General features: G+C 37.9%; 17 protein-coding genes, 1 tRNA gene and 1 pseudogene. 4 read left to right on the top strand and 15 right to left on the bottom strand.

Going from position 1 to position 19574, the window contains the following annotated elements:
- Positions 1-80: 80 nt before the first annotated feature.
- The 10 genes from B9Y81_RS03295 to B9Y81_RS03250 all read right to left on the bottom strand — a co-directional run bounded on the left by B9Y81_RS03295 (position 81) and on the right by B9Y81_RS03250 (position 11683).
- Entirely contained in the window at positions 81-674 is a 594-nt protein-coding gene (locus B9Y81_RS03295) for a preprotein translocase subunit SecD family protein (RefSeq protein ID WP_176221443.1), read from the bottom strand.
- Positions 675-737: 63 nt separating this feature from the next.
- Positions 738-1583: a hypothetical protein gene (locus B9Y81_RS03290; protein WP_085535591.1), complete on the bottom strand. Its 846-nt coding sequence runs from the start codon at positions 1581-1583 to the stop codon at positions 738-740.
- 128 nt (positions 1584-1711) lie between these two features.
- Positions 1712-4051, bottom strand: coding sequence for a cation:proton antiporter (locus B9Y81_RS03285; protein WP_085535590.1), 2340 nt, complete (start codon positions 4049-4051; stop codon positions 1712-1714).
- Positions 4052-4136: 85 nt separating this feature from the next.
- Positions 4137-4601, bottom strand: coding sequence for an ATPase (locus B9Y81_RS03280; RefSeq protein WP_085535589.1), 465 nt, complete (start codon positions 4599-4601; stop codon positions 4137-4139).
- A gap of 46 nt (positions 4602-4647) precedes the next feature.
- The gene (locus B9Y81_RS03275; protein ID WP_085535588.1) at positions 4648-6471 is read right to left on the bottom strand and encodes a V-type ATP synthase subunit I; all 1824 of its coding nucleotides are present in this window, start codon (positions 6469-6471) and stop codon (positions 4648-4650) included.
- Positions 6468-7085 (bottom strand): V-type ATP synthase subunit D, encoded by a 618-nt coding sequence (locus B9Y81_RS03270; RefSeq protein WP_085535587.1) that lies wholly within the window; start codon positions 7083-7085, stop codon positions 6468-6470. The genes B9Y81_RS03275 and B9Y81_RS03270 overlap by 4 nt, the downstream gene beginning before the upstream one ends.
- A gap of 3 nt (positions 7086-7088) precedes the next feature.
- On the bottom strand, positions 7089-8408 hold the full coding sequence (locus B9Y81_RS03265; protein ID WP_085535586.1) for a V-type ATP synthase subunit B: 1320 nt from the start codon (positions 8406-8408) through the stop codon (positions 7089-7091).
- Between the two features lie 7 nt (positions 8409-8415).
- Entirely contained in the window at positions 8416-10173 is a 1758-nt protein-coding gene (locus tag B9Y81_RS03260; RefSeq protein WP_085535585.1) for a V-type ATP synthase subunit A, read from the bottom strand.
- A gap of 2 nt (positions 10174-10175) precedes the next feature.
- The gene (locus B9Y81_RS03255) at positions 10176-11090 is read right to left on the bottom strand and encodes a DUF2764 family protein (protein ID WP_085535584.1); all 915 of its coding nucleotides are present in this window, start codon (positions 11088-11090) and stop codon (positions 10176-10178) included.
- Positions 11087-11683: a hypothetical protein gene (locus B9Y81_RS03250; protein ID WP_085535583.1), complete on the bottom strand. Its 597-nt coding sequence runs from the start codon at positions 11681-11683 to the stop codon at positions 11087-11089. Before B9Y81_RS03250 ends, B9Y81_RS03255 begins: the two co-directional genes overlap by 4 nt.
- Before the next feature lie 151 nt (positions 11684-11834).
- On the opposite strand from B9Y81_RS03250, the gene B9Y81_RS03245 reads away from it, so the two are divergent.
- The 3 genes from B9Y81_RS03245 to trhO all read left to right on the top strand — a co-directional run bounded on the left by B9Y81_RS03245 (position 11835) and on the right by trhO (position 14748).
- A complete protein-coding gene (locus B9Y81_RS03245) occupies positions 11835-12335 on the top strand; it encodes a GNAT family N-acetyltransferase (protein ID WP_085535582.1) in 501 nt (166 codons plus the stop codon).
- Between the two features lie 19 nt (positions 12336-12354).
- Positions 12355-13653 (top strand): mechanosensitive ion channel family protein, encoded by a 1299-nt coding sequence (locus B9Y81_RS03240; protein WP_085535581.1) that lies wholly within the window; start codon positions 12355-12357, stop codon positions 13651-13653.
- Positions 13654-13791: 138 nt separating this feature from the next.
- Positions 13792-14748 (top strand): oxygen-dependent tRNA uridine(34) hydroxylase TrhO, encoded by a 957-nt coding sequence (trhO, locus tag B9Y81_RS03235; RefSeq protein WP_085535580.1) that lies wholly within the window; start codon positions 13792-13794, stop codon positions 14746-14748.
- Positions 14749-14771: 23 nt separating this feature from the next.
- Here trhO and argB read toward each other — a convergent pair whose 3' ends face one another.
- A complete protein-coding gene (argB, locus tag B9Y81_RS03230; protein WP_085535579.1) occupies positions 14772-15545 on the bottom strand; it encodes an acetylglutamate kinase in 774 nt (257 codons plus the stop codon).
- 71 nt (positions 15546-15616) lie between these two features.
- Between argB and B9Y81_RS03225 the strand changes: the two genes are divergently transcribed.
- A tRNA-Gly gene (locus tag B9Y81_RS03225) sits at positions 15617-15689 on the top strand.
- Between the two features lie 137 nt (positions 15690-15826).
- Here the strand turns inward: B9Y81_RS03225 and B9Y81_RS15460 are convergent.
- The 4 genes and pseudogenes from B9Y81_RS15460 to B9Y81_RS03210 all read right to left on the bottom strand — a co-directional run bounded on the left by B9Y81_RS15460 (position 15827) and on the right by B9Y81_RS03210 (position 19513).
- Positions 15827-16306, bottom strand: coding sequence for a GNAT family N-acetyltransferase (locus B9Y81_RS15460; RefSeq protein WP_317043267.1), 480 nt, complete (start codon positions 16304-16306; stop codon positions 15827-15829).
- A 33-nt stretch (positions 16307-16339) separates the two neighbouring features.
- A pseudogene (locus B9Y81_RS15455) lies at positions 16340-16801 on the bottom strand (DUF2867 domain-containing protein); the annotation flags it as partial.
- A gap of 427 nt (positions 16802-17228) precedes the next feature.
- Positions 17229-19205 (bottom strand): NAD(P)(+) transhydrogenase (Re/Si-specific) subunit beta, encoded by a 1977-nt coding sequence (locus tag B9Y81_RS03215; RefSeq protein ID WP_085535577.1) that lies wholly within the window; start codon positions 19203-19205, stop codon positions 17229-17231.
- Positions 19205-19513: an NAD(P) transhydrogenase subunit alpha part 2 gene (locus B9Y81_RS03210; RefSeq protein ID WP_085535576.1), complete on the bottom strand. Its 309-nt coding sequence runs from the start codon at positions 19511-19513 to the stop codon at positions 19205-19207. Before B9Y81_RS03210 ends, B9Y81_RS03215 begins: the two co-directional genes overlap by 1 nt.
- Positions 19514-19574: the final 61 nt, after the last annotated feature.

Below are 19574 nucleotides of genomic sequence, written 5' to 3'. Positions count from 1 at the left end.
CATTAATTCCCGGATGTATTTTAATCCTTTAAGGCTTTATCGTTCAGGTATGCAGCTGATTTCATGTAATCTTCGGAACGCTATTGCCCATACCCGAAATGGTCGAGCGGATTCGTTACTGTATCTTTCAACTCAGCTGCTTCCCAGTAATCAATTTCCATAATAATGGAATCTATTTCATTTTTAGAAAGAGGATATATCTCTGAATCCCTATTCCAATTCCGGAATAAATATTCTATAGAATCTACCTTTTCCTGGCGGATCTTATAAAACAGATTCTTTATATCATAGGCTGTATTTGATATGGAAAAATGACCACTCTCCAATCGCATATTTACCTGCGGACAGGTAACTATTTCGTTATTATACACAAATCCAATTCGCTTGCCAATAGCTTTTTCCGTAGCGTCACCCCACTTGATCAGTTTGTGTTTACTTATTTTTCCTTCTATTGAGTAAAAAGGTTGACCTGACATTGTGCCTGAATCTAATTTAAGCGCCACAAAGTCTTTTACAGTAACAATAGGTTCAATAGAAAGACTGTCTTTTCTATTGTCAAGGATGTGGTACCAGCCGTTTTCTCTTCTTTCTGTTTGTTTTTTATTACACGAAGCTAAAAATAAGATGTTCAGAAAAATCGCTCCTAATAGTATTGCAAATCGCTTCTTTACCATAAGTATTTACTCCTTTAACCTTGTTTTTATCTGAAAATCCAAATCATTGCTCCGTAAAAGTTTTTAATATGAGATTGTTAAATAAGAAAGACCATAGGCATCGCATCCCATTAAAGTAGGAGTTTTGTCTTTGTTGTATTCGTAGGTGTAATTTTTAAAACTTTCCTCATTTGTATCTTTCGTTATAAAAGTCTCTTTTTGGATGTTGTTTATATAGTTGAGAAAGAATTTTTCATAAGGGTTGCTTGATTTTCTGTCTCTATAGGCTGTATAGGCATAGTACCAAAGGGGTAAGTTTAGTTTGGATATACTGCCTGTATTGTTGTCATATTCGTATTTGTAAGTTATAACTGTTTCTTCTGTGTTTTTCTCAGAAACTATTAACTTGAGAAGTCGTGATGCCTGATCGTAATTAAAGGTTGCGTAATATTGACCTTCTGAAGTTTTAGTTACTTCTCCGTTAGCTCCTGTGTGGGAAAAGATGCCATCTTCTGTAATTTTTGAAGGGACGCCTTTTTCATTCAACTCTAATGTCCAGCGTGAAATATAGAAAAAGGGTTCACCTGTAGACTCTATAATTATTTTATTATTTTCTTCATGTTTAAATGAAATTGATCCGTGTCCATCTGCGACATCTTTACTTTCGGGAGAAATATAAACAGATACTAATTTATTTTCCTCATACTTAAATTCAAAGATAGAGCCTTCGATTTCTTTTAACTGCACGAGTTTGTCGCCCTGATAAGAAAAATACACAGGAGTTACACTACTGAAGTCGTTTTTGCATTCAATATAACTTGGTTTTCCGTTGATCCCGGTCAACTGTAAATCATCGTCGTCACTGCAAGAAGATAATGTACTCAATATGAGTATAGCAATACTAAGAAGGGAATGCTTAAGAAGTTTCATAGATGTAATTTTTAGCTTTATTCAAAAAGGCATATACTAATAGAGCAAAAGTACTTATATAATAATAAATACACTTGACGAAAATGAAGAAATTATGGGAGTTGATGTTTTTTTAGGGGATCTGCCTCTTAGTTCTTGTTTAAATTTTGCTCGTTGATGCTGTTTTGAGAATTGTTTTCGCGATCGCGGATGATTAAAGTTGAGGGCATGCGGCGCAGCACTTCTTTACGATTAGTGGAGATGTAGTTCCATGTATCATAGCTAACTAACATTAATGAATAGCCATGGAAAAGTGAAGGCGTAAGGTCTTTTTCCGACATGATTGTTACTTGAGCAGTCTGGGCTATGAAATCATGCAAAGTGATCATAATTTGATCATATTCCGGATTTGAATTGCTCGTTAATACAAGAAAAACAACAGAGCGTGTAGCGTTTCTTAGCAAGGAAGATATATAATCTGTAAGGGAAAGATCTGCCGCCGTTTTAATTATGATTATAACATTAGTAGCTTTTGTAAAATCCCGATTCACAAATACACCTACTGAGCAATGGGTTTGCTCTATGAAAAACTTAGTCTTGTCTCTTAACAAAGAAATAGGTGTCCATGATTCCGGAGCTTTGAATAATTTGAGATAGCGATTGTAAAAGAAGTATTTAAACTGATTTGCTTCAATATCTTCGGGAATATTACTCATGGAAATACCGGCACCAACAAGCAGAAAGTCAAACTTTTCTCTATTAGCGATTGATACAATGTCCTGACCTGCATTATTGGATATTTGATAACGTGGGGTAATTGTTATTCCAAGTTTGGTTGCTCCGGAAAGAATAGGAGCGAAGTTAACTTCTTCAAAATTTTCGGTTCGTAGGGGGCTAACATCCGTGCCTACTGTAAAGTGAAGTGCTGTAACATCCAGTTCTTTCGTGCTCTCGCCAAACAGTTGATGCGCCACATTCAGCATGGTTTGACCATTGTGTGCTCGTCCGAAGGGCAATAGTAAACGAAATTCATCGGTTGTAATAGTTGATCGGAGTCTGTCTTCCGCGTTTCTTTCTTTTCTTCTGAAACAAAAAGAAATAAAAGACAATAAAGGAGCGGTCATGAATGTTGTAACTAATGTCATTATTACTAACATAACGAAGACAGTGGGGGATAAGATACCCATTTCATATCCGATTGTTAGAACAATCAATTCCATTAAACCACGGGTATTCATCAATGCTCCGATATAGAGGCTGTCTTTTTGATTTTCTCCGAGAATTCGTGCAGATATATATGCACCTCCAAATTTTCCTCCGATAGCAACAAGCGTGAAAAGTCCGCACATCAACCATAACTCTGCACTATCCAACAGACCTATTTGAGTGCGTAGTCCGGTAGATACAAAAAATAGAGGTAAGAAAATTGACAATGAAAGATCTTCTACCTTATCCGTCATGATTTTACGGAAATTAATATTTGAAGGCATAACCAATCCGGCTATAAAAGCGCCAAACAAGGCATGAAGACCAAGAATCTCCGTGCAATAAACAGAGATGAGTAACAATAGAAATATAAAAGCAACCATTCCTTTGGCGATAACTTCATTGTTGTGGTAGATATTGCCAATCATACGCAAAAATGGGCGTATAATTAAAAACATAAACAGTATATAAAGAATGGAAAACAGGATGTTAAATGAAGCACTGATCATATTCCCGGCCTGAGCAATCGAAACCACTACCGCAAGAAGACACCAAGCCGTAATATCTCCATTAGCTGCACTTGCAAGAGAGATTGTGCCCAAATGTGTTTTTGTTAATCCTTTTTCTTGTATGATGCGAGCTAATACGGGGAAAGCTGTAATACTCATTGCGATACCTATAAAAAGAGCAAAGGAAAGAAAAGGAGTCTCCGGATTTGCATAGGAGTCGTAAACATAATAAGCAAGTAGCATACCTAATGCAAATGGAATAATAGTGCTGGTATGGCTAATTAATATTGTTTCTTTTAAAGTAGCCCGCACTTCTTTCATGTCTAATTCCATTCCAATGGCAAACATAAACAGTATTAAACCGAACTGACTTAATAAAGTAATATTGTCTAATGAATCAGGAGGGAAGAGAAAGGCTGAGTATTCAGGTGAAAAAAAGCCTAATATTGATGGGCCAAGTACAATTCCAGCAATAATCTCACCAATAACTGATGGTTGACCGATCTTTGTAAATAACCAATTAAAAAGTCGGCAAGTGATAAGAATAACTATTATTTGAAGTAAGATAATTCCAAGGGAGGATTGGATATGTGCAGAAACAGACTGGATGAATGTATTAAAACCATCACTAAGCGTATGGGAGCTGTTGTTAAATAAAGGGATATCTCTTTCCAATTGATGATGTTCTCCAGCCTTAATAATAAAGTACATCAACAATCCGAAAAACAAAATCATCATCAGATAAAACGCTATGCTTCTTCCACCTTTACCCATTAAGAATATTCTTTGATGCAAAATTAAAAATAAAAGGCGTCCTTACAAAGACGCCTTTTATTATTTATTATTAAAATGAAAGATTTTACATAACAATTGGTGCCGGCAGATTGAACGAGATAAGAATCGTTACAAGAAGAGCCAAAATTGAATACAATTCCGGGAACACAGCCATCACCATAGTAGCAGCAAATAAGTTATAACCCGCGCCTACACCAACGATACCGTTAGCACAAACTTCTGCCTGACGAATAGATGCATAAAGACCACCGAATCCAAGAATTATACCTGCTCCTAAAATGGCAACTGCAGTAAACATAGGGATTTCAGGAACGAGGAATGGTTGAAGAAGGAAGTAGGCCACAAAACCATACAATCCGTTTGAACTCGGGAGCGCACATAATGCAATATAAGTACCGAGTGCTCCGGGATTTTTTTTCATTGCTCCTATCACTGCGTTACCACATACAGTAACGCCATAACTACTACCGATGAAAGCTAGTGTTGTAATCAATGCAATGCCAATATAGGCTACTAAAATAGGTTCCATAATTTAATTTGTTTTTTAATTTATTGTTTTTATTTGTTTTCTTTAATTATGCTTTTTTGAATGGCTCGTATGCTTTTCCTCCTCCTTCAAATTCTGCGTTTTTAAAGTACTCCACAAATACCAAACGAAGTGGGTGTACTAATGAACTGATTGTACATAAACCAAAATTGAGTGAGTGACCGAACAGTAAAATAAAGGTCATTAATAATACTTTGGGAACTATACTCATTTCCGCAGTCATAGCTATGGCCAAAGAGTTAAATACATTGCCCAGAATTGCACCTACCAATCCGAGAGCAAACAGACGGATATATGATAATGTATCTCCCAATAAGCCGGAAGCCATATTATACATACTCCAGATGCCACTTCCCAAGTTTAGGAATATGTTCTTTCCCGGTGAGTTATAAAACAAAGCAGGTAATAAACTTATTCCGGCAATAATTAATAATATATTCTTTACTGTATCGGATAACTGTATGTCTAATGCAGGTAAGCCAAAAGCTAATACCCCACTGGTTATTACAAATACCCAAGCGAAAGGAGCGATTCCATACTTAATGCCTCTCTGCGACATTTTCTTCAATGCTGCAACGGTCTTACCAAATAAAATATGGAAGATACCAATCACTAAAGAAATAACCATCAGGTTGTCACTTGTCAGAAAATAGTCTTTTACGGAAGCAAAAAGAGGTAGTTTGATTAATTCTACTCCGAATAAAGAACCTGATAAACCACCAATTATAAAAGCTGATGTGCCCAAGTATTGAAACATTGTCAGGAATGGCTTAAAGTCCGGATTCACTTTCCTTTTCAGTATTGTACATACCACGAACATAAGCAATCCATAACCCGCATCCGCGAAACACATACCGAAGAATAGCATGAAAAACGGAGCGAAGAATGGCGTAGGATCAAACTCTCTGTAATTAGGTAGTGAGAACATTCGGCAGATTGGCTCGTATAATCGGGCAAAGCTATTATTCTTCAGTTCGATTGGCACCAGATCATTATCCTCAATGCCGAGCTTTCGGAAGAAATAACCTTCTTTATCCAGCGCTTGTTCCATTTCCGCACTTTTCTTTGTCGGCACCCAACCTTCTAACAACATCAGTTTGTCGTCGAGCTCAACCGACGTCTGCGTAATTGCATGCGAGAAATTGAATTCATCCTGCAGTTGTTTGTCTACTTCGATAAGTGAATTATATTCCTCTTTAGCCTTGTTTCGAAGCGCTTCTACAGTTTGTTCTAATTCAGCAAGCAGTTTCTCTTGTTGCACAGCTAAAGTTTGTACGTCATTCGCTGGCAGCTTTACCGGCTCAACAGGCAGCTCGATTTTTTCTCCTAATGGGGCAACTACAATAAAGTAATTAATGGATTGTACTGTATTTATAAGTATAATATCATACTTCTCTTCCCATTCATTTTTGTATTCGGCAGTCGGGCTGCTAAAGAAACGAACGGTATAGCCGGATTCTTTGATCTTGTTCAGCAAAGAATAGCTAAAATCTCCCCATATAGAACTTAAATAGTTTAAGTCTTTTTCTACAGAAGAATATTTGTTTTGCAGTTCATTCTTTTTTTGTTGCAGCTCATCGATAGAGTCCAAAATTAGGAAACCTTCATCTTTCGAGATCGAACGTCCTTCAGCCAGGATAATGCCTTCCGTACTGCTGTTGATAGCCTGCAGTGCCTTAAGGGTATCGTCAATGCGTTTGCGCTGTTGTAACAGTGTTTGAGCCTCTATGTTATCCTGCATAGAATTGTTCCCTTTGATATGAACAACTCCCAGATCTCTCAACTTCAGCAGAAAATCTTCGTATTCTTTATGATACACCAAAAAGGCGTATTTACTCATTTTTACTATCATACTTCAGCCTCCTTTTTTTTAGCTTCACGTTTTTCCTGATTGCCTCTCATGATCTTCTGCGAAGATTTTGAAAGACTCTCTTCGTCTTCCATAAAGCGTTTCACTTTTCGGATAGCATCCTGATATCCCGGAATCTGAACCTTTTCAAAAAGATTAACTTTTTGTGTTGTCTTTTTCCGGGCATGCTCCAATAACTCCAACTTAACTCCGGCAAATTCTGATTCAATACCAGTTTTTGCTAATTGTTTCAGTAGCTCAATTCCATCTAAAAACCAAGCCGGAGAATTAAAGAGACTAAACTGTTTGATCTCAAACTCAATCTCACCGAGAAGTGGAATAATCACTCCGGCAATTTTACGTGTAGAGATTTCCACATCTTTTACACTGATTAAGTCTGGCGAAAACTCTTTCCAGAGGGAAAGCATGTTTTCATAGTTTTTAATCTCCTCTTCCAGTTGAAGTTCCAATCTTACCACTTCGTCTTTGATACGCTTAACCTCCATACGCAATGCGCTCTCTTTGCTTTTTATAGTAGGCAGAGAACGTTCGCGAATCTTGAGTTGCTTTTCAAGTTGCTGAAGCGATGTTTTATTATATTGAAACTTTATTGCCATAAATTATTTCTTCCAGTATTGATCAATTAAAGATTGTTTGATGTTCACTTCAGTAGGGGAGAAGTAAGTGGAAAGCAAATTCCAAGCTACGTCAAGCATCTCCGTTGTATCTAAGTTTACATCAATAGCCAATAATTTGTCGGAATATTCTTTCGCGAAGGATAAAGTACGATTGTCGTAATCTGTCAGGTCGAAACCGTTTTCCATTTTTGTCTTTGCATTGGCTGCATCGGCATACAAACGTACCGCCGCATTCATGATTTGCGGATGATCTTCACGTGTTTTTGTTCCTGTTACAAGCTGTTTCAGACGAGACAAACTACGGAATGGATCCACAATTACTTTACCGATGTCGCTGTCACGACGAAGATAAAGCTGACCTTCCGTAATATATCCGGTATTATCCGGAACAGCATGTGTAATATCACCTCCGGAAAGTGTAGTCACAGCAATAATAGTGATCGAACCTCCTTCGGGGAATTGCACTGCTTTTTCATATATTTTAGCTAAGTCTGAATACAAAGAACCCGGCATGGAATCTTTCGAAGGGATCTGATCCATACGGTTTGATACGATTGAAAGAGCATCGGCGTAGTTTGTCATGTCTGTCAACAATACGAGTACTTTTTCATTTCGTGCAACCGCAAAATATTCAGCAGCTGTCAGAGCCATATCAGGGATCAATACTCGTTCAACCGATGGGTCTTCGGTTGTATTGATGAAACTAACTATACGATCCAACGCTCCGGCGTTTGTAAATGTGTTCTTAAAGAACAGGTAGTCGTCATTTGTCATACCCATACCTCCAAGAATAATCTTGTCTGATTGCGCACGTAGGGCTACAAGTGCCATAACCTGGTTAAAGGGCTGATCCGGATCTGCAAAGAAAGGAATCTTTTGTCCTGTCACCAGCGTGTTGTTCAGGTCGATACCCGCAATACCTGTAGCAATAAGCTCAGATGGTTGCTTACGACGTACGGGATTTACAGACGGACCACCGATCTCTACTTCCTCGCCGTCGGGTGCTGAACCTCCATCAATCGGATCACCATAGGCGTTAAAGAAACGTCCGGCTAATTGATCGCTCACCTTCAGCGAAGGAGCTTTACCCATGAAAATAACTTCAGCATTGGTACGTACACCTTCAGTTCCGGAAAAGACCTGAAGTGTAACTTCATCTCCAATGATCTTTACCACCTGAGCTAACTTTCCATCTACGGAAGCCAGTTCATCATAGCCTACACCTGTTGCCTTCAATGAACAGGTAGCTTTAGTGATCTGCGTAATTTTCGTATATATTTTTTGAAATGCTTTTGTTGCCATATCTTACTTATTTAACGATTCGTTCCTTCAGTAATTCATCCAATTCTACATTGAATGCATTGAATTTATCACTTTCATATTCCGAATAATTCATCTGTTTGAGCACATTGATCAGTTTTCTGAAATAATCGGTTACTTCAAGGAAATTTTCAAATGAAAATTCCGAATGACAAATATCAATGATGCGATTTAACATAAACTCCTGACGATCTAAAGGAGTTACCGAGTCAATACTGTCAAATGCATCCTGCTGGAGAATAACAAAATCTATGAGCTCAGACTTCCATAGTATAACATGATAATCTACAGGCACACCATCGTCACCAAGAATATTGATCTGTTCAGAAATTTCTTTACCACGTAATAAACGTGTTTTGATTTCATTTACCTTCTCGATCCATGTCGGTGAAATATGATCAGCAATATAATCCTGAAATTCGGGATATTCTAAATATTTGGAATAACTATCAATCGGATTTACGGCCGGATAACGTTTACGGTCGGCACGTTCTTGTTCAAGTGCATAAAAACAACGGGCTACTTTCTTCGTGTTTTCAGTAACAGGCTCTTTCAGGTTACCACCGGCAGGAGATACAGTTCCGATAAAAGTTACAGAACCCGAAGCCCCATTTCTTAACTCAGTATAACCGGCGCGAGCATAGAAGTTAGCAACGATAGCAGAAAGGTCCATGGGGAAAGCATCCGGTCCGGGGAGTTCCTCCAATCGATTGGACATTTCACGTAACGCTTGCGCCCAACGTGAAGTAGAGTCTGCCATAAGCAAAACCTTCAAACCCATGCTTCGATAATATTCGGCGATTGTCATAGCCGTATAAACAGAAGCTTCACGAGCCGCTACAGGCATGTTTGATGTATTTGCGATAATAATCGTACGTTCCATCAATTTACGACCGGTATGTGGGTCGATAAGGTGAGGGAATTCCGAGAAAATTTCCACAACCTCATTGGCACGTTCACCACAAGCTGCTATAATCACAATATCGGCTTCAGCCTGTTTGGAGATAGCATGCTGCAATACTGTTTTTCCTGTACCGAAAGGACCGGGGATAAAACCGGTTCCTCCTTCTACAATTGGATTTACCGTATCAATAGTTCGCACGCCGGTTTCTAATAGTTTATAAGGACGGGGTTTAGATTGATAACAGGTAACGGCACGTTTAACCGGCCATTTCTGAATCATATTAACTGCCGCCTCATTCCCTTTTTCATCGATTAAAACCGCAATCGTATCATTTATGGTATATTCTCCTTCGGCAACAACCGATTTGATGGTGTAATTACCCTCAAATTTGAAAGGAACCATAATTTTATGTGGTTGAAAGTTTTCATCCACTTCACCAAGCCAATCACCGGCCTGAACTACATCACCGGCTTTAGCCAAGGGTTTAAACTGCCATTTGGCATCTTCGTTTAGAGGGTATGTGTAGTCACCACGTTTGAGGAAGGTACCTTCCATTTTATCCAGGTCATTTTGTAACCCATCATAATTTCGGGACAACATTCCGGGGCCAAGGGTTACTTCAAGCATATACCCGGCAAATTCGGCCTCATCGCCAACTCTCATGCCACGTGTACTTTCAAACACCTGCACAAAGGCTTCAGCTCCGATAACCTTGATAACCTCTGCCATAAGCTTCACGCCTCCAACAGAGATATAACAGATTTCATTTTGAGAAACCGGTCCATTTACCTCTAAGGTCACCAGATTGGACACGATTCCTTTTACAATTCCTTTCGTAGCCATAATTATATTTTATTGTTCTTCTTTTTAAACTCATTCAGTACCGTACCGCTTTCTTTTTTCAAGGCGCCGATCAACTCTCTGAAAGTAGCTTCTCCAGTTTCTCTATCCAGATTAGTCCATCGTTCAATCATTTCGATCTTTAATAAATAAGCGAATACACTTTCAATGCCAAACACTTTAAAGATCGTATTGTCGTCCAGCCATTCCCACTTTAATACATCGATTCTCTTTTCACGTGAAACAAGGTCTGTTTCTTCGGCCAAACGCAGTAGTTCGGGAAGATAATCTACATCATCACTCAGATTAAAATCTCTGGCTGTTGATGTGCGTAAATTTTCAGCAACGGCGTTATCCCCTATAATATATTGTAGAATGTCAAGTTTGTATTTGCGACAGGTAACGGCCGTGAGTATGTTCTTTATGTTAAGATTCAACTCAAACCAAGTCGAGAAAAACTTATTACTGCATTTTATCGCATAATTATAATAAAGAACAGTCAATTGGTCGTCTAAGGAAAGAGGAGAACTTTCGGTCTCTTCTTCGTCATTCGTATCCTGTTCCTCTTCTGACTCCTGATTTTCTTTGGCATAAGCCTTCAGAAAATCTATCATATAAGAAGGGATGTTATTCTTTATTTTTTCTCCTTCTTTAAAAGCCTCAATCAGCTCCATAAATAATTCAGGAGAAATCGTGCCCCGGTCATCCAATACCGAAGTGTCGCTTTCCAACGGATTTTTAAGCCAGCGAAGCACATTCTGGTTGTCATATTTCAAGAAGAACAGGTTTATAAGTTTCTTATCCCCGCGAGACAGAAGTTTATAAACTTCTTCCTTGAAACTGAGCACGGAAAATACTTGCTTGCTATCATCCAACTTAATATCAGGAAGTCCTGCTATCAGGCAATGATATTTGCTCATTTTTTAAATAATTTTTCTACTAATAACGGGCGTAGAAGTTCTTTGAAAAATAGGGTAAATTCTTCTTCTCCAAAATTAACTTTATAAGAGCCGTCAACAGGCTGAATCGTAAAAGAAGTTTCCTTGCCGTTAACCTTTTCTATTTTCACACCCTTATTAAGCAATTCTTTAGCGTTTCCTTCAAAATAGGCTTGAAGTTCTTCAGCTTTGCTTGTTTGAATAATAAAAGATTCATTTTTAGCCCATGAGTTTGCCATCTCAAGGATTGTTTTCTGCATGAATGGTGTGTCGGTTACGACCGGCTTTATATTCGCATCAACGATTGCTCCGGTAAGAAGGTTAGTCACTTCTTTCTTTAAAGAATCAATAACTTGAGTTGCCGCAATTTGTAGTTCCGAATCTGTGTTCTTCTTAATATCCTGCGCCTGTTTTTCCGCATTTGCGATAATTCGTTTAGCTTCAACTTCGGCATCAGCGATTATACCTTCTTTTTTTGCATTGGCGTCTGCAATGATTTTTGCAGCATCTTGATTTCCTTTCTCTATTCCTTCCAGATAGATTTTTTCGGTTAGTTCATGAATCTTATTATCCATTTCAGTATATATATTTTAGTTATTAGCTGTTAGCAAACGCCTACAAAGTTATTATTTTAACTGAAAGACACTAAAAATAAATGTGAAATGTAGCTAAAAAGATCAATTCTTCTATAAATAATTATCTTTGTTGGTCTAAATTAATTCTATTATGTTCTCTTTTAAAAGTATAAATGTTGATGAAGCACCGCTTATCCGCGAATTAGCTTCACAAATATGGAGTGATACCTATAAACATATATTGTCAACGGAGCAGTTGAATTATATGTTCGAGATGATGTATTCTTTAGAGAGCCTTCATCAGCAAATGACAGAAGCCGGTCATCGTTTTTTTGTTGTCCGGTTAGATGACGTTGCTGTTGGTTACCTTTCAATAGAGCAGAAAGCTGAAAAGTTGTTTAACTTTCAGAAAATTTATACACTACCTTCATTGCATGGAAAAGGAATCGGACGATATTTAGTGGAAGAGGGAATAGCTTATCTGAAAAAAAACTATATTGCGCCATTTACCATAGAGTTATTTGTAAACCGAGACAATAAAGCTGTTGGCTTCTATAAACATATCGGCTTTAAAGAGGTTGCTACCCGAGATCATGCTATAGGAAACGGATTTTATATGAACGATTATATTATGAATTTAGAGGTTTTGTAATTTCATAAAAATAGAAAAAATGGAAGAATTAGATCAATCTTATGGGTCGTTAACCGACTCTATCGCGGTGTGGATGGACAGTTTATTAACAAATTGGGGGTTGCCTCACATCTGGATAGCTTACATTAAAATAATTATTCTACTGATACTGGTTATAGGTGTTGTTTTTATCTTACAATATCTTGTAAAGCGTTTACTGGCGTATATTTTCAGACGTATAGCAAAAGTCACTAATCTCTCATTTTTTAATCATACTATAGCGAATAAGTTACCTCATTACCTTGCGTTAGTAGTTCCCTACACATTTGTTCGAACAAGTATTCCTGTCGTTTTTTATGACTTTAAATCATTTGTAAGCCCCATGTATAAACTTGTTGATGTTTATATGGTGTTTATGGTTATATGGACAATCATGTCGTTAATCCGTTCGTTTGGTAATGTGCTGGAAGAAAAACCGGCATTTAAAAACAAACCGATGAAAAGCTATTATCAGGTTATACAAATTGTCTTTTTTCTGTTTGGAGCTGTAGCCATTTACGCTATTCTTACCGGAAAATCAGCAACAGCATTCTTTGCCGCAATGGGAGCAGCCTCTGCTGTACTATTATTAATGTTTAAGGATACGATTATGGGATTTGTAGGTAGTATTCAGATTTCTACTAATGATATGGTACGCATTGGAGACTGGATTACAATGAATAAATATGGAGCTGATGGTGATATTGAAGAGATAAATCTGACTACAGTTAAAGTCAGAAACTTTGATAAAACAATCACAACAATACCCACTTATTCTCTTATTTCGGATTCTTTTCAGAACTGGAGAGGTATGAAAGAAGCAGGAGGAAGGCGTTTTAAACGTGTTTTTCATTTCAGATACGATTGTGTGCGTTTCATGACAAATGAAGAATTGGAAAAATTCAAAAAAAATGATGCGCTCAAAAAATATATTGAATCAAAACAAACAGACGGCGTAACAGAAATAAAACCAAACGAACGTTTTATGGCAGGCATAAATGCAATTACAAATATTGACTTGTATATACAATATTGTATAAGCTATCTTCGCCAGCATCCTAAAATAAGCAATGATCTTACGCTATTAGCCAGAGAACTCCAATCTACAACTCAGGGACTTCCTGTCGAATTATATTCTTTTACTAACACAACGGTATGGGCGGAGTATGAAATTATTGTTGCCGAAATTGTAAATCACCTGGTTTCTGTAGTTGGCGACTTTGGTTTGGTTATTTACCAGGAAAGTGCCGGTAGTGATAATTTCGACCTTTATATTAAGGAACATCACATGAATAAATAAATCAGAATTTTCAGGGATAGTTTATTGTTTTATAGACAAATGTGTTCTGTACAATAGATTAAATCTATCAGGAATCTGCTTTTTCTTTAAGTGCTTGAAATAATTTTGAACTCGTTTTATTTAAAAACAAGTATATAAATGCAATTATATAACACTTTAAGCACTAAAGAAAGAGCAGATCTTATTGATAAAGCAGGTGTAGACAGGATAACTCTTTCATTCTACACGTATGCAAAAATAGAAGATCCCCGGAAATTCAGAGATGAGTTGTTTCTCAAATGGAATAGCTTAGATGTATTAGGACGGATCTATGTTGCTTTCGAAGGCATCAACGCGCAATTATCACTGCCTGCAATTAAGCTTGATGAGTTTAAATCGTTTCTCGACACCTATCCGTTCATGAAAGATATCCGACTTAACATTGCAATAGAGCAGGCCGACAAATCTTTTTTGAAACTCACCATTAAAGTTCGAAATAAAATCGTTGCCGACGGATTAAACGATTCCACCTTTGACCCTTCCAATTACGGTACTCACCTTAATGCCAACGATTTTAATAAAATGATGGATGATCCGGATGTAGTGGTGGTTGATATGCGGAATCATTACGAAAGTGAGATAGGACATTTTATTGGTGCGATTACGCCTCAGGTAGAAACTTTTCGTGAATCACTTCCCATTATTCATGATGAATTGGCGGCACATAAGAATGATAAAAAAATACTGATGTATTGCACCGGAGGAATTCGCTGTGAAAAGGCAAGCGCGTATTTCAAGCACAGAGGGTTTAAACAAGTATATCAGTTGGAAGGTGGTATCATAAACTATGCCCGTCAGATAAAATCTTTGGGACTATCGTCTAAATTTATCGGGAAAAACTTTGTTTTCGATAATAGATTGGGCGAACGCATAACGAGTGATGTGATTGCACATTGCCACCAATGTGGAACATCATGCGATACGCATACAAACTGCAAAAATGATACCTGTCATAAATTGTTCATTCAATGCGAAGCTTGTGCTGCAGCGATGCAAGGTTGCTGTTGTGAAGCTTGCATGAAAGTAAACGCTGATCGTTTCTCGCATACAAGCTGAATAAGATAGGAGTGTAGTTTTTTTTAAAGCACCTTCGTTCCGTTTCCTGTATGTATTTCAGAAGCCTGCGTGATGATTACCTCTTTCACGCCGGCATTTATAGCTTCAAAGGCGTTTACTAACTTAGGAATCATACCTCCCTGAATAATACCTTTATCAACATATTCCTTAAACAAAGCTTCATCCAATACCGGAATAACGCTTTCGTCATCTGTCTCCGACATCAGAACGCCTTTTTTCTCAAAACAATAAATCAGAGTTACATCGAAATATTCTGAAAGTGCTTTGGCTGCTTCTCCGGCAATCGTATCCGCGTTTGTATTGAGCATTCCCCCTTGTCCGTCATGCGTTAACGGTGCAAGAACAGGAACAATATCCTCTTTGATAAATTTAGAAAGAAGGGCGGCATTCACCTTTCTTACATCCCCGGCAAAACCATAATCAATATCGACCACCTTACGTTTTTCGGACAACATAAAGTTCAGATCGGCCCCGGTAAGTCCGAGTGCCTGTATCCCTAAAGCCTGAAGTTGAGCAACTATCGTTTTGTTAACCAATCCACCATAAACCATGGTCACGACTTTCAACATGGCTTCATCCGTAATGCGCCGGCCGTTTATCATTTTAGTTTCAATGCCTAACTGTTCGGCAATTTTAGTGGCCGATCTTCCGCCGCCATGCACTAATACTTTGTGTCCCTTTATTTTAGAAAAGTCGTTTAGTAAATCCTTTAAAGAATCCCCCTCTTCAACAATCTTCCCGCCGACTTTGATAAGTGTTAATCTCTCTTTATTCATGATAATTGCGTGTTTTTTTGATGCAAAACTACTAAAAAATAAAAGAATCCCTTAATTTTGCGAAACCAATTGCGGTAGTAGCTCAGTTGGTAGAGCATTAGCTTCCCAAGCTAAGGGTCACGAGTTCGATTCTCGCCTACCGCTCTTAAAATAAAGCCTTGTAAACCAGTTTTTGTACTGATTGCAAGGCTTTTTTGTTGCTTTTGGGCAGAGGAAATGATCTGACAAAACCAATGTTTTCGGATCGATACTGTTAATCAGGACTAAATCGATGTCGGATATTATCGAGTTAGGTATTTGCTCATTTTATAGTTAGTTAAACATAATTTATTCGCCTTTCGCTTTTGTTCTTCATCTACCTGAAAACCTTGTCTTTCAAAGAATGGTTTTGCTGTAATACTGACTTCTGAGGTTAATCTTTCCGCTTTTTTTTCTATCGCAAAATTTTCTAAATGCGCATACAATAAAGAAGCTATCCCTTGACGTTGAAAATCTTTGTGCACAAACAATGTGTGTATATACCCAAGCTCATTTACAGAACCAAATCCAACTACAACCTTATCGTTGTTTTCTGCGAGAATATAATGTTGTTCTTTGATAAGTTGTTCCCAATGAGGAATATCGTCTCCGCATGAGACCCAATCTTCAATTTCAGCCAAAGTATAATCTTTACGATTTATTATTAAGATTGTGTTTTTATAAAGCTCTTTAAGAGCGCCCATGTCGGCATTTGACACTTCTCTAATTTTGAATTTGGTCATTCTTTCTAATGTACTTTTGAGCATAGCTTTGACCACAATTGCATGAAACGGTCGGATGAAGAAAAAATACACCCGTCCCAGATTATTGTGATAACGAACCAAAGTAGAAGCAGTGATAGTTTGTTTGTCTACAAATACGGACATATAAGCATCCAAATGCTTATCGCTAAGCAAAATTGCTGTTTCGTTTTCGGTTTTACCTGCCACGGATACCATATCATTAATTCCATCTGTCTGAATAATTTTTTTTACTTCATCAAATAAATTAGCTCCATTTTTTCCATTTTCCAATCCTAACGAGCGAACAAGAATGTTTCTTAACCTGAATAAGGCACTAACCCATTCGGGAACAACTGTCCAGAAATCAATCATAATGTCATCTGCAAATAATCTCTTTTCTGTATCAACTTGAAAAGCAAAGGCATCGGTATAATCTATTGGCAAATATTGTTGCAACAGACTCGTGATTGGTAATTTTGTTTTATAGCTTTTCATATACATTAATGTAATAAGCATAACCAGATAAGCAAATTTCGATAAAATGTTAGGTGTTTGCAAAAAAAATAGAAGGAAATACACAAATGAAATGGAAGATATGCCACATTATAGTGAAATTCCCCGTTTTTCTAAATTAAAAGTAATAGTCTTATGTCTGACGACACAATCTCCGCGTATTGGTAACAAAAACTTTTTATTCACCAATTAAAAATCAGGATTATATGAGTAATTTCTTAGTCTAAAAGAGGCGTTTCTTTATTTTTGAAAAACATACAAGAGTACAAACTGACAATAAGATGGATTTAGAGTTTGTTTGAGATAATATTCCAGCTAAAATTAAATTTTATAACCATATTACATTCAGTAGCGTGCTACCCGAAAAAAACTACCTCGTCGTCTGTTTTTAACGAGGTAGTTTGTTTATTTATTTTGAATATTCCATGAGTTTGTTTAATGATTCTTTGGCATCTCCGAGCATCATGGTTACTTTATCTGTCATGTCGTAAAGTGGATTGGGCACTCCTGCATAACCTGGTTTTAGGTCATAGTTGCAGATTATTATATTTTTTGTCTGATCCACGTTCAATACCGGCATGCCATATATCGGAGTTCCTTCTGCATCTCTCGCAGCTGGATTCAACACATCATTAGCTCCTATAACAACTGCTAAGTCTGTATCCTTGAAATCATCATTTATGGCGTCCATCTCATAGAGTTGGTCGTAGGCTACATCTGCTTCGGCAAGTAGTACATTCATGTGTCCAGGCATGCGTCCGGCAACGGGATGTACGGCATAACGCACCTTGGTGCCTTGTGCTTCTAACATAGTTGCTAACTGACGTACCTGATGCTGGGCTTGAGCCAATGCCATTCCATAACCGGGAACAACAATCGCAGATTTAGCATTGCGCAATATATCACCTAATTTAGATTCCTCTGAAACTTCTTCTGCTATAGGTTCGGATGCAGATTCTGAAGATGTACTACGTATATCTGTCATTAATTGATTTAATGATTCTTTGGCATCTCCGAGCATCATGGTTACTTTCTCTTTCATGTCGTAAAGAGGATTGGGCACTCCGGCATAACCCGGTTTTAGGTCGTAATTGCAGATAATTATATTCTTAGACTGATCCACGTTCAATACGGGCATACCGTATATGGGAGTACCTTCCGCATCTCTCGCAGCTGGATTCAATACATCGTTAGCTCCTATGACAACGACCAAGTCTGTATCCTTAAAATCATCATTTATGGCGTCCATCTCATAGAGTTGGTCGTAGGCCACATCTGCTTCGGCAAGTAGTACATTCATGTGTCCGGGCATGCGTCCGGCTACGGGATGTACGGCATAACGCACCTTGGTGCCTTGTGCTTCTAACATAGTTGCTAACTGACGTACCTGATGCTGGGCTTGAGCCAATGCCATTCCATAACCGGGAACAATAATAGCCGACTTAGCCTCACGAATTACTTTTCCGATGTTTTTCTCTTCCTTTTTTTCTATCGGTGCAGCTTCGGGTTTATTTGTGATTGCTTGTTCCAACACTATCGTAGTGCTGGCTGCCGTCTTACCGGTCAATATAACCATGAGCTTTCTATTCATCGCTTTGCACATGATTTGAGTTAGCAATAATCCTGAAGATCCGACAATACCGCCAATTGATACCACCAGCAAGTCACCTATAGCCATACCGGCAATTGCGGCGGCAACTCCCGCTAATGATGTTAATAGTGATATAGTAATTGGCATATCGGCACCTCCAACCCTGATAGCAAACACATATCCAAACAGAGATCCTAATACAGAAGCTAAAATCAAAATAAAGTCTACGTTAGATAATAGTCCAAAATCTTTTCCTATAATAAAAGATAATCCAACTGTAACTATTGAGCCAACAAGTAAAGTCGTAGTAATCAATTCGTGATATTTCCATACAATAGGTCGTTGCGGTAGAATCCTATGCAATTTTGCAGCCGCTACCATACTGCCTACGAAAGTTACCATTCCTACAACAACGGCAAGTACACCTGTTACATTAACAAACAACGGGAATTCTGATGCGTGTACACCGATGCCTACTACTGTAAGTCCGCCTACTATTGCTCCGGATAGTCCACCCAATCCATTGAGCATTGCTACCGTCTGAGGCATCTGTATCATTTGTACCCTTTGTGCAAGAATAGCTCCGATTACAGTGCCCGCAAGTATGAACCCGTAAATAGTTACCGCATCGAATATTTTATAGTAGAACAAGGTTAAAATAATACCTGCAAACATGCAGAAAGAGAGCAACAGATTACCCCTTACGGCAGTAGGTACTTTACTCATCATAGCTATGCCATACATAGCCAAAAGAGATAATACGCCGCAGATAATATAATATAAAGTTTCCGTCATCATTTTGTAGTTTTCTTCTTAGGGTTAAAAATCTTTAACATGCGGTGCGTAACTCCAAATCCTGCAACAACATTTACCGTTGCTAACAATACGCCTAAGCCTCCGAATATTTGTCCGGCTATTAGTCCCGCGCCACCGTCTTGGTAGGAATAGCCCACAGCAACTATCGCTCCTAACAGACATATCCCGGCCAACGCATTCATTCCTGACATTAGCGGTGTGTGTAATAAACTCGGTACATTTTTTATTATTAAATAACCTACAAACGAGGCAATTAAAAATATTGCAATTAAAAAAATAGGATTCATAATGTCATTATTATAAAAAAGGCTGCTCTATCGAAAGGGTAAAGCAGCCTTAGTTGTGATA

The sequence above is a fragment of the Massilibacteroides vaginae genome, assembly GCF_900178525.1.
GTDB lineage: Bacteria > Bacteroidota > Bacteroidia > Bacteroidales > Tannerellaceae > Massilibacteroides > Massilibacteroides vaginae.
The sequence above is the reverse complement of the archived record's forward strand: the minus strand, read 5'-3'. Positions and strand labels throughout refer to the sequence as shown.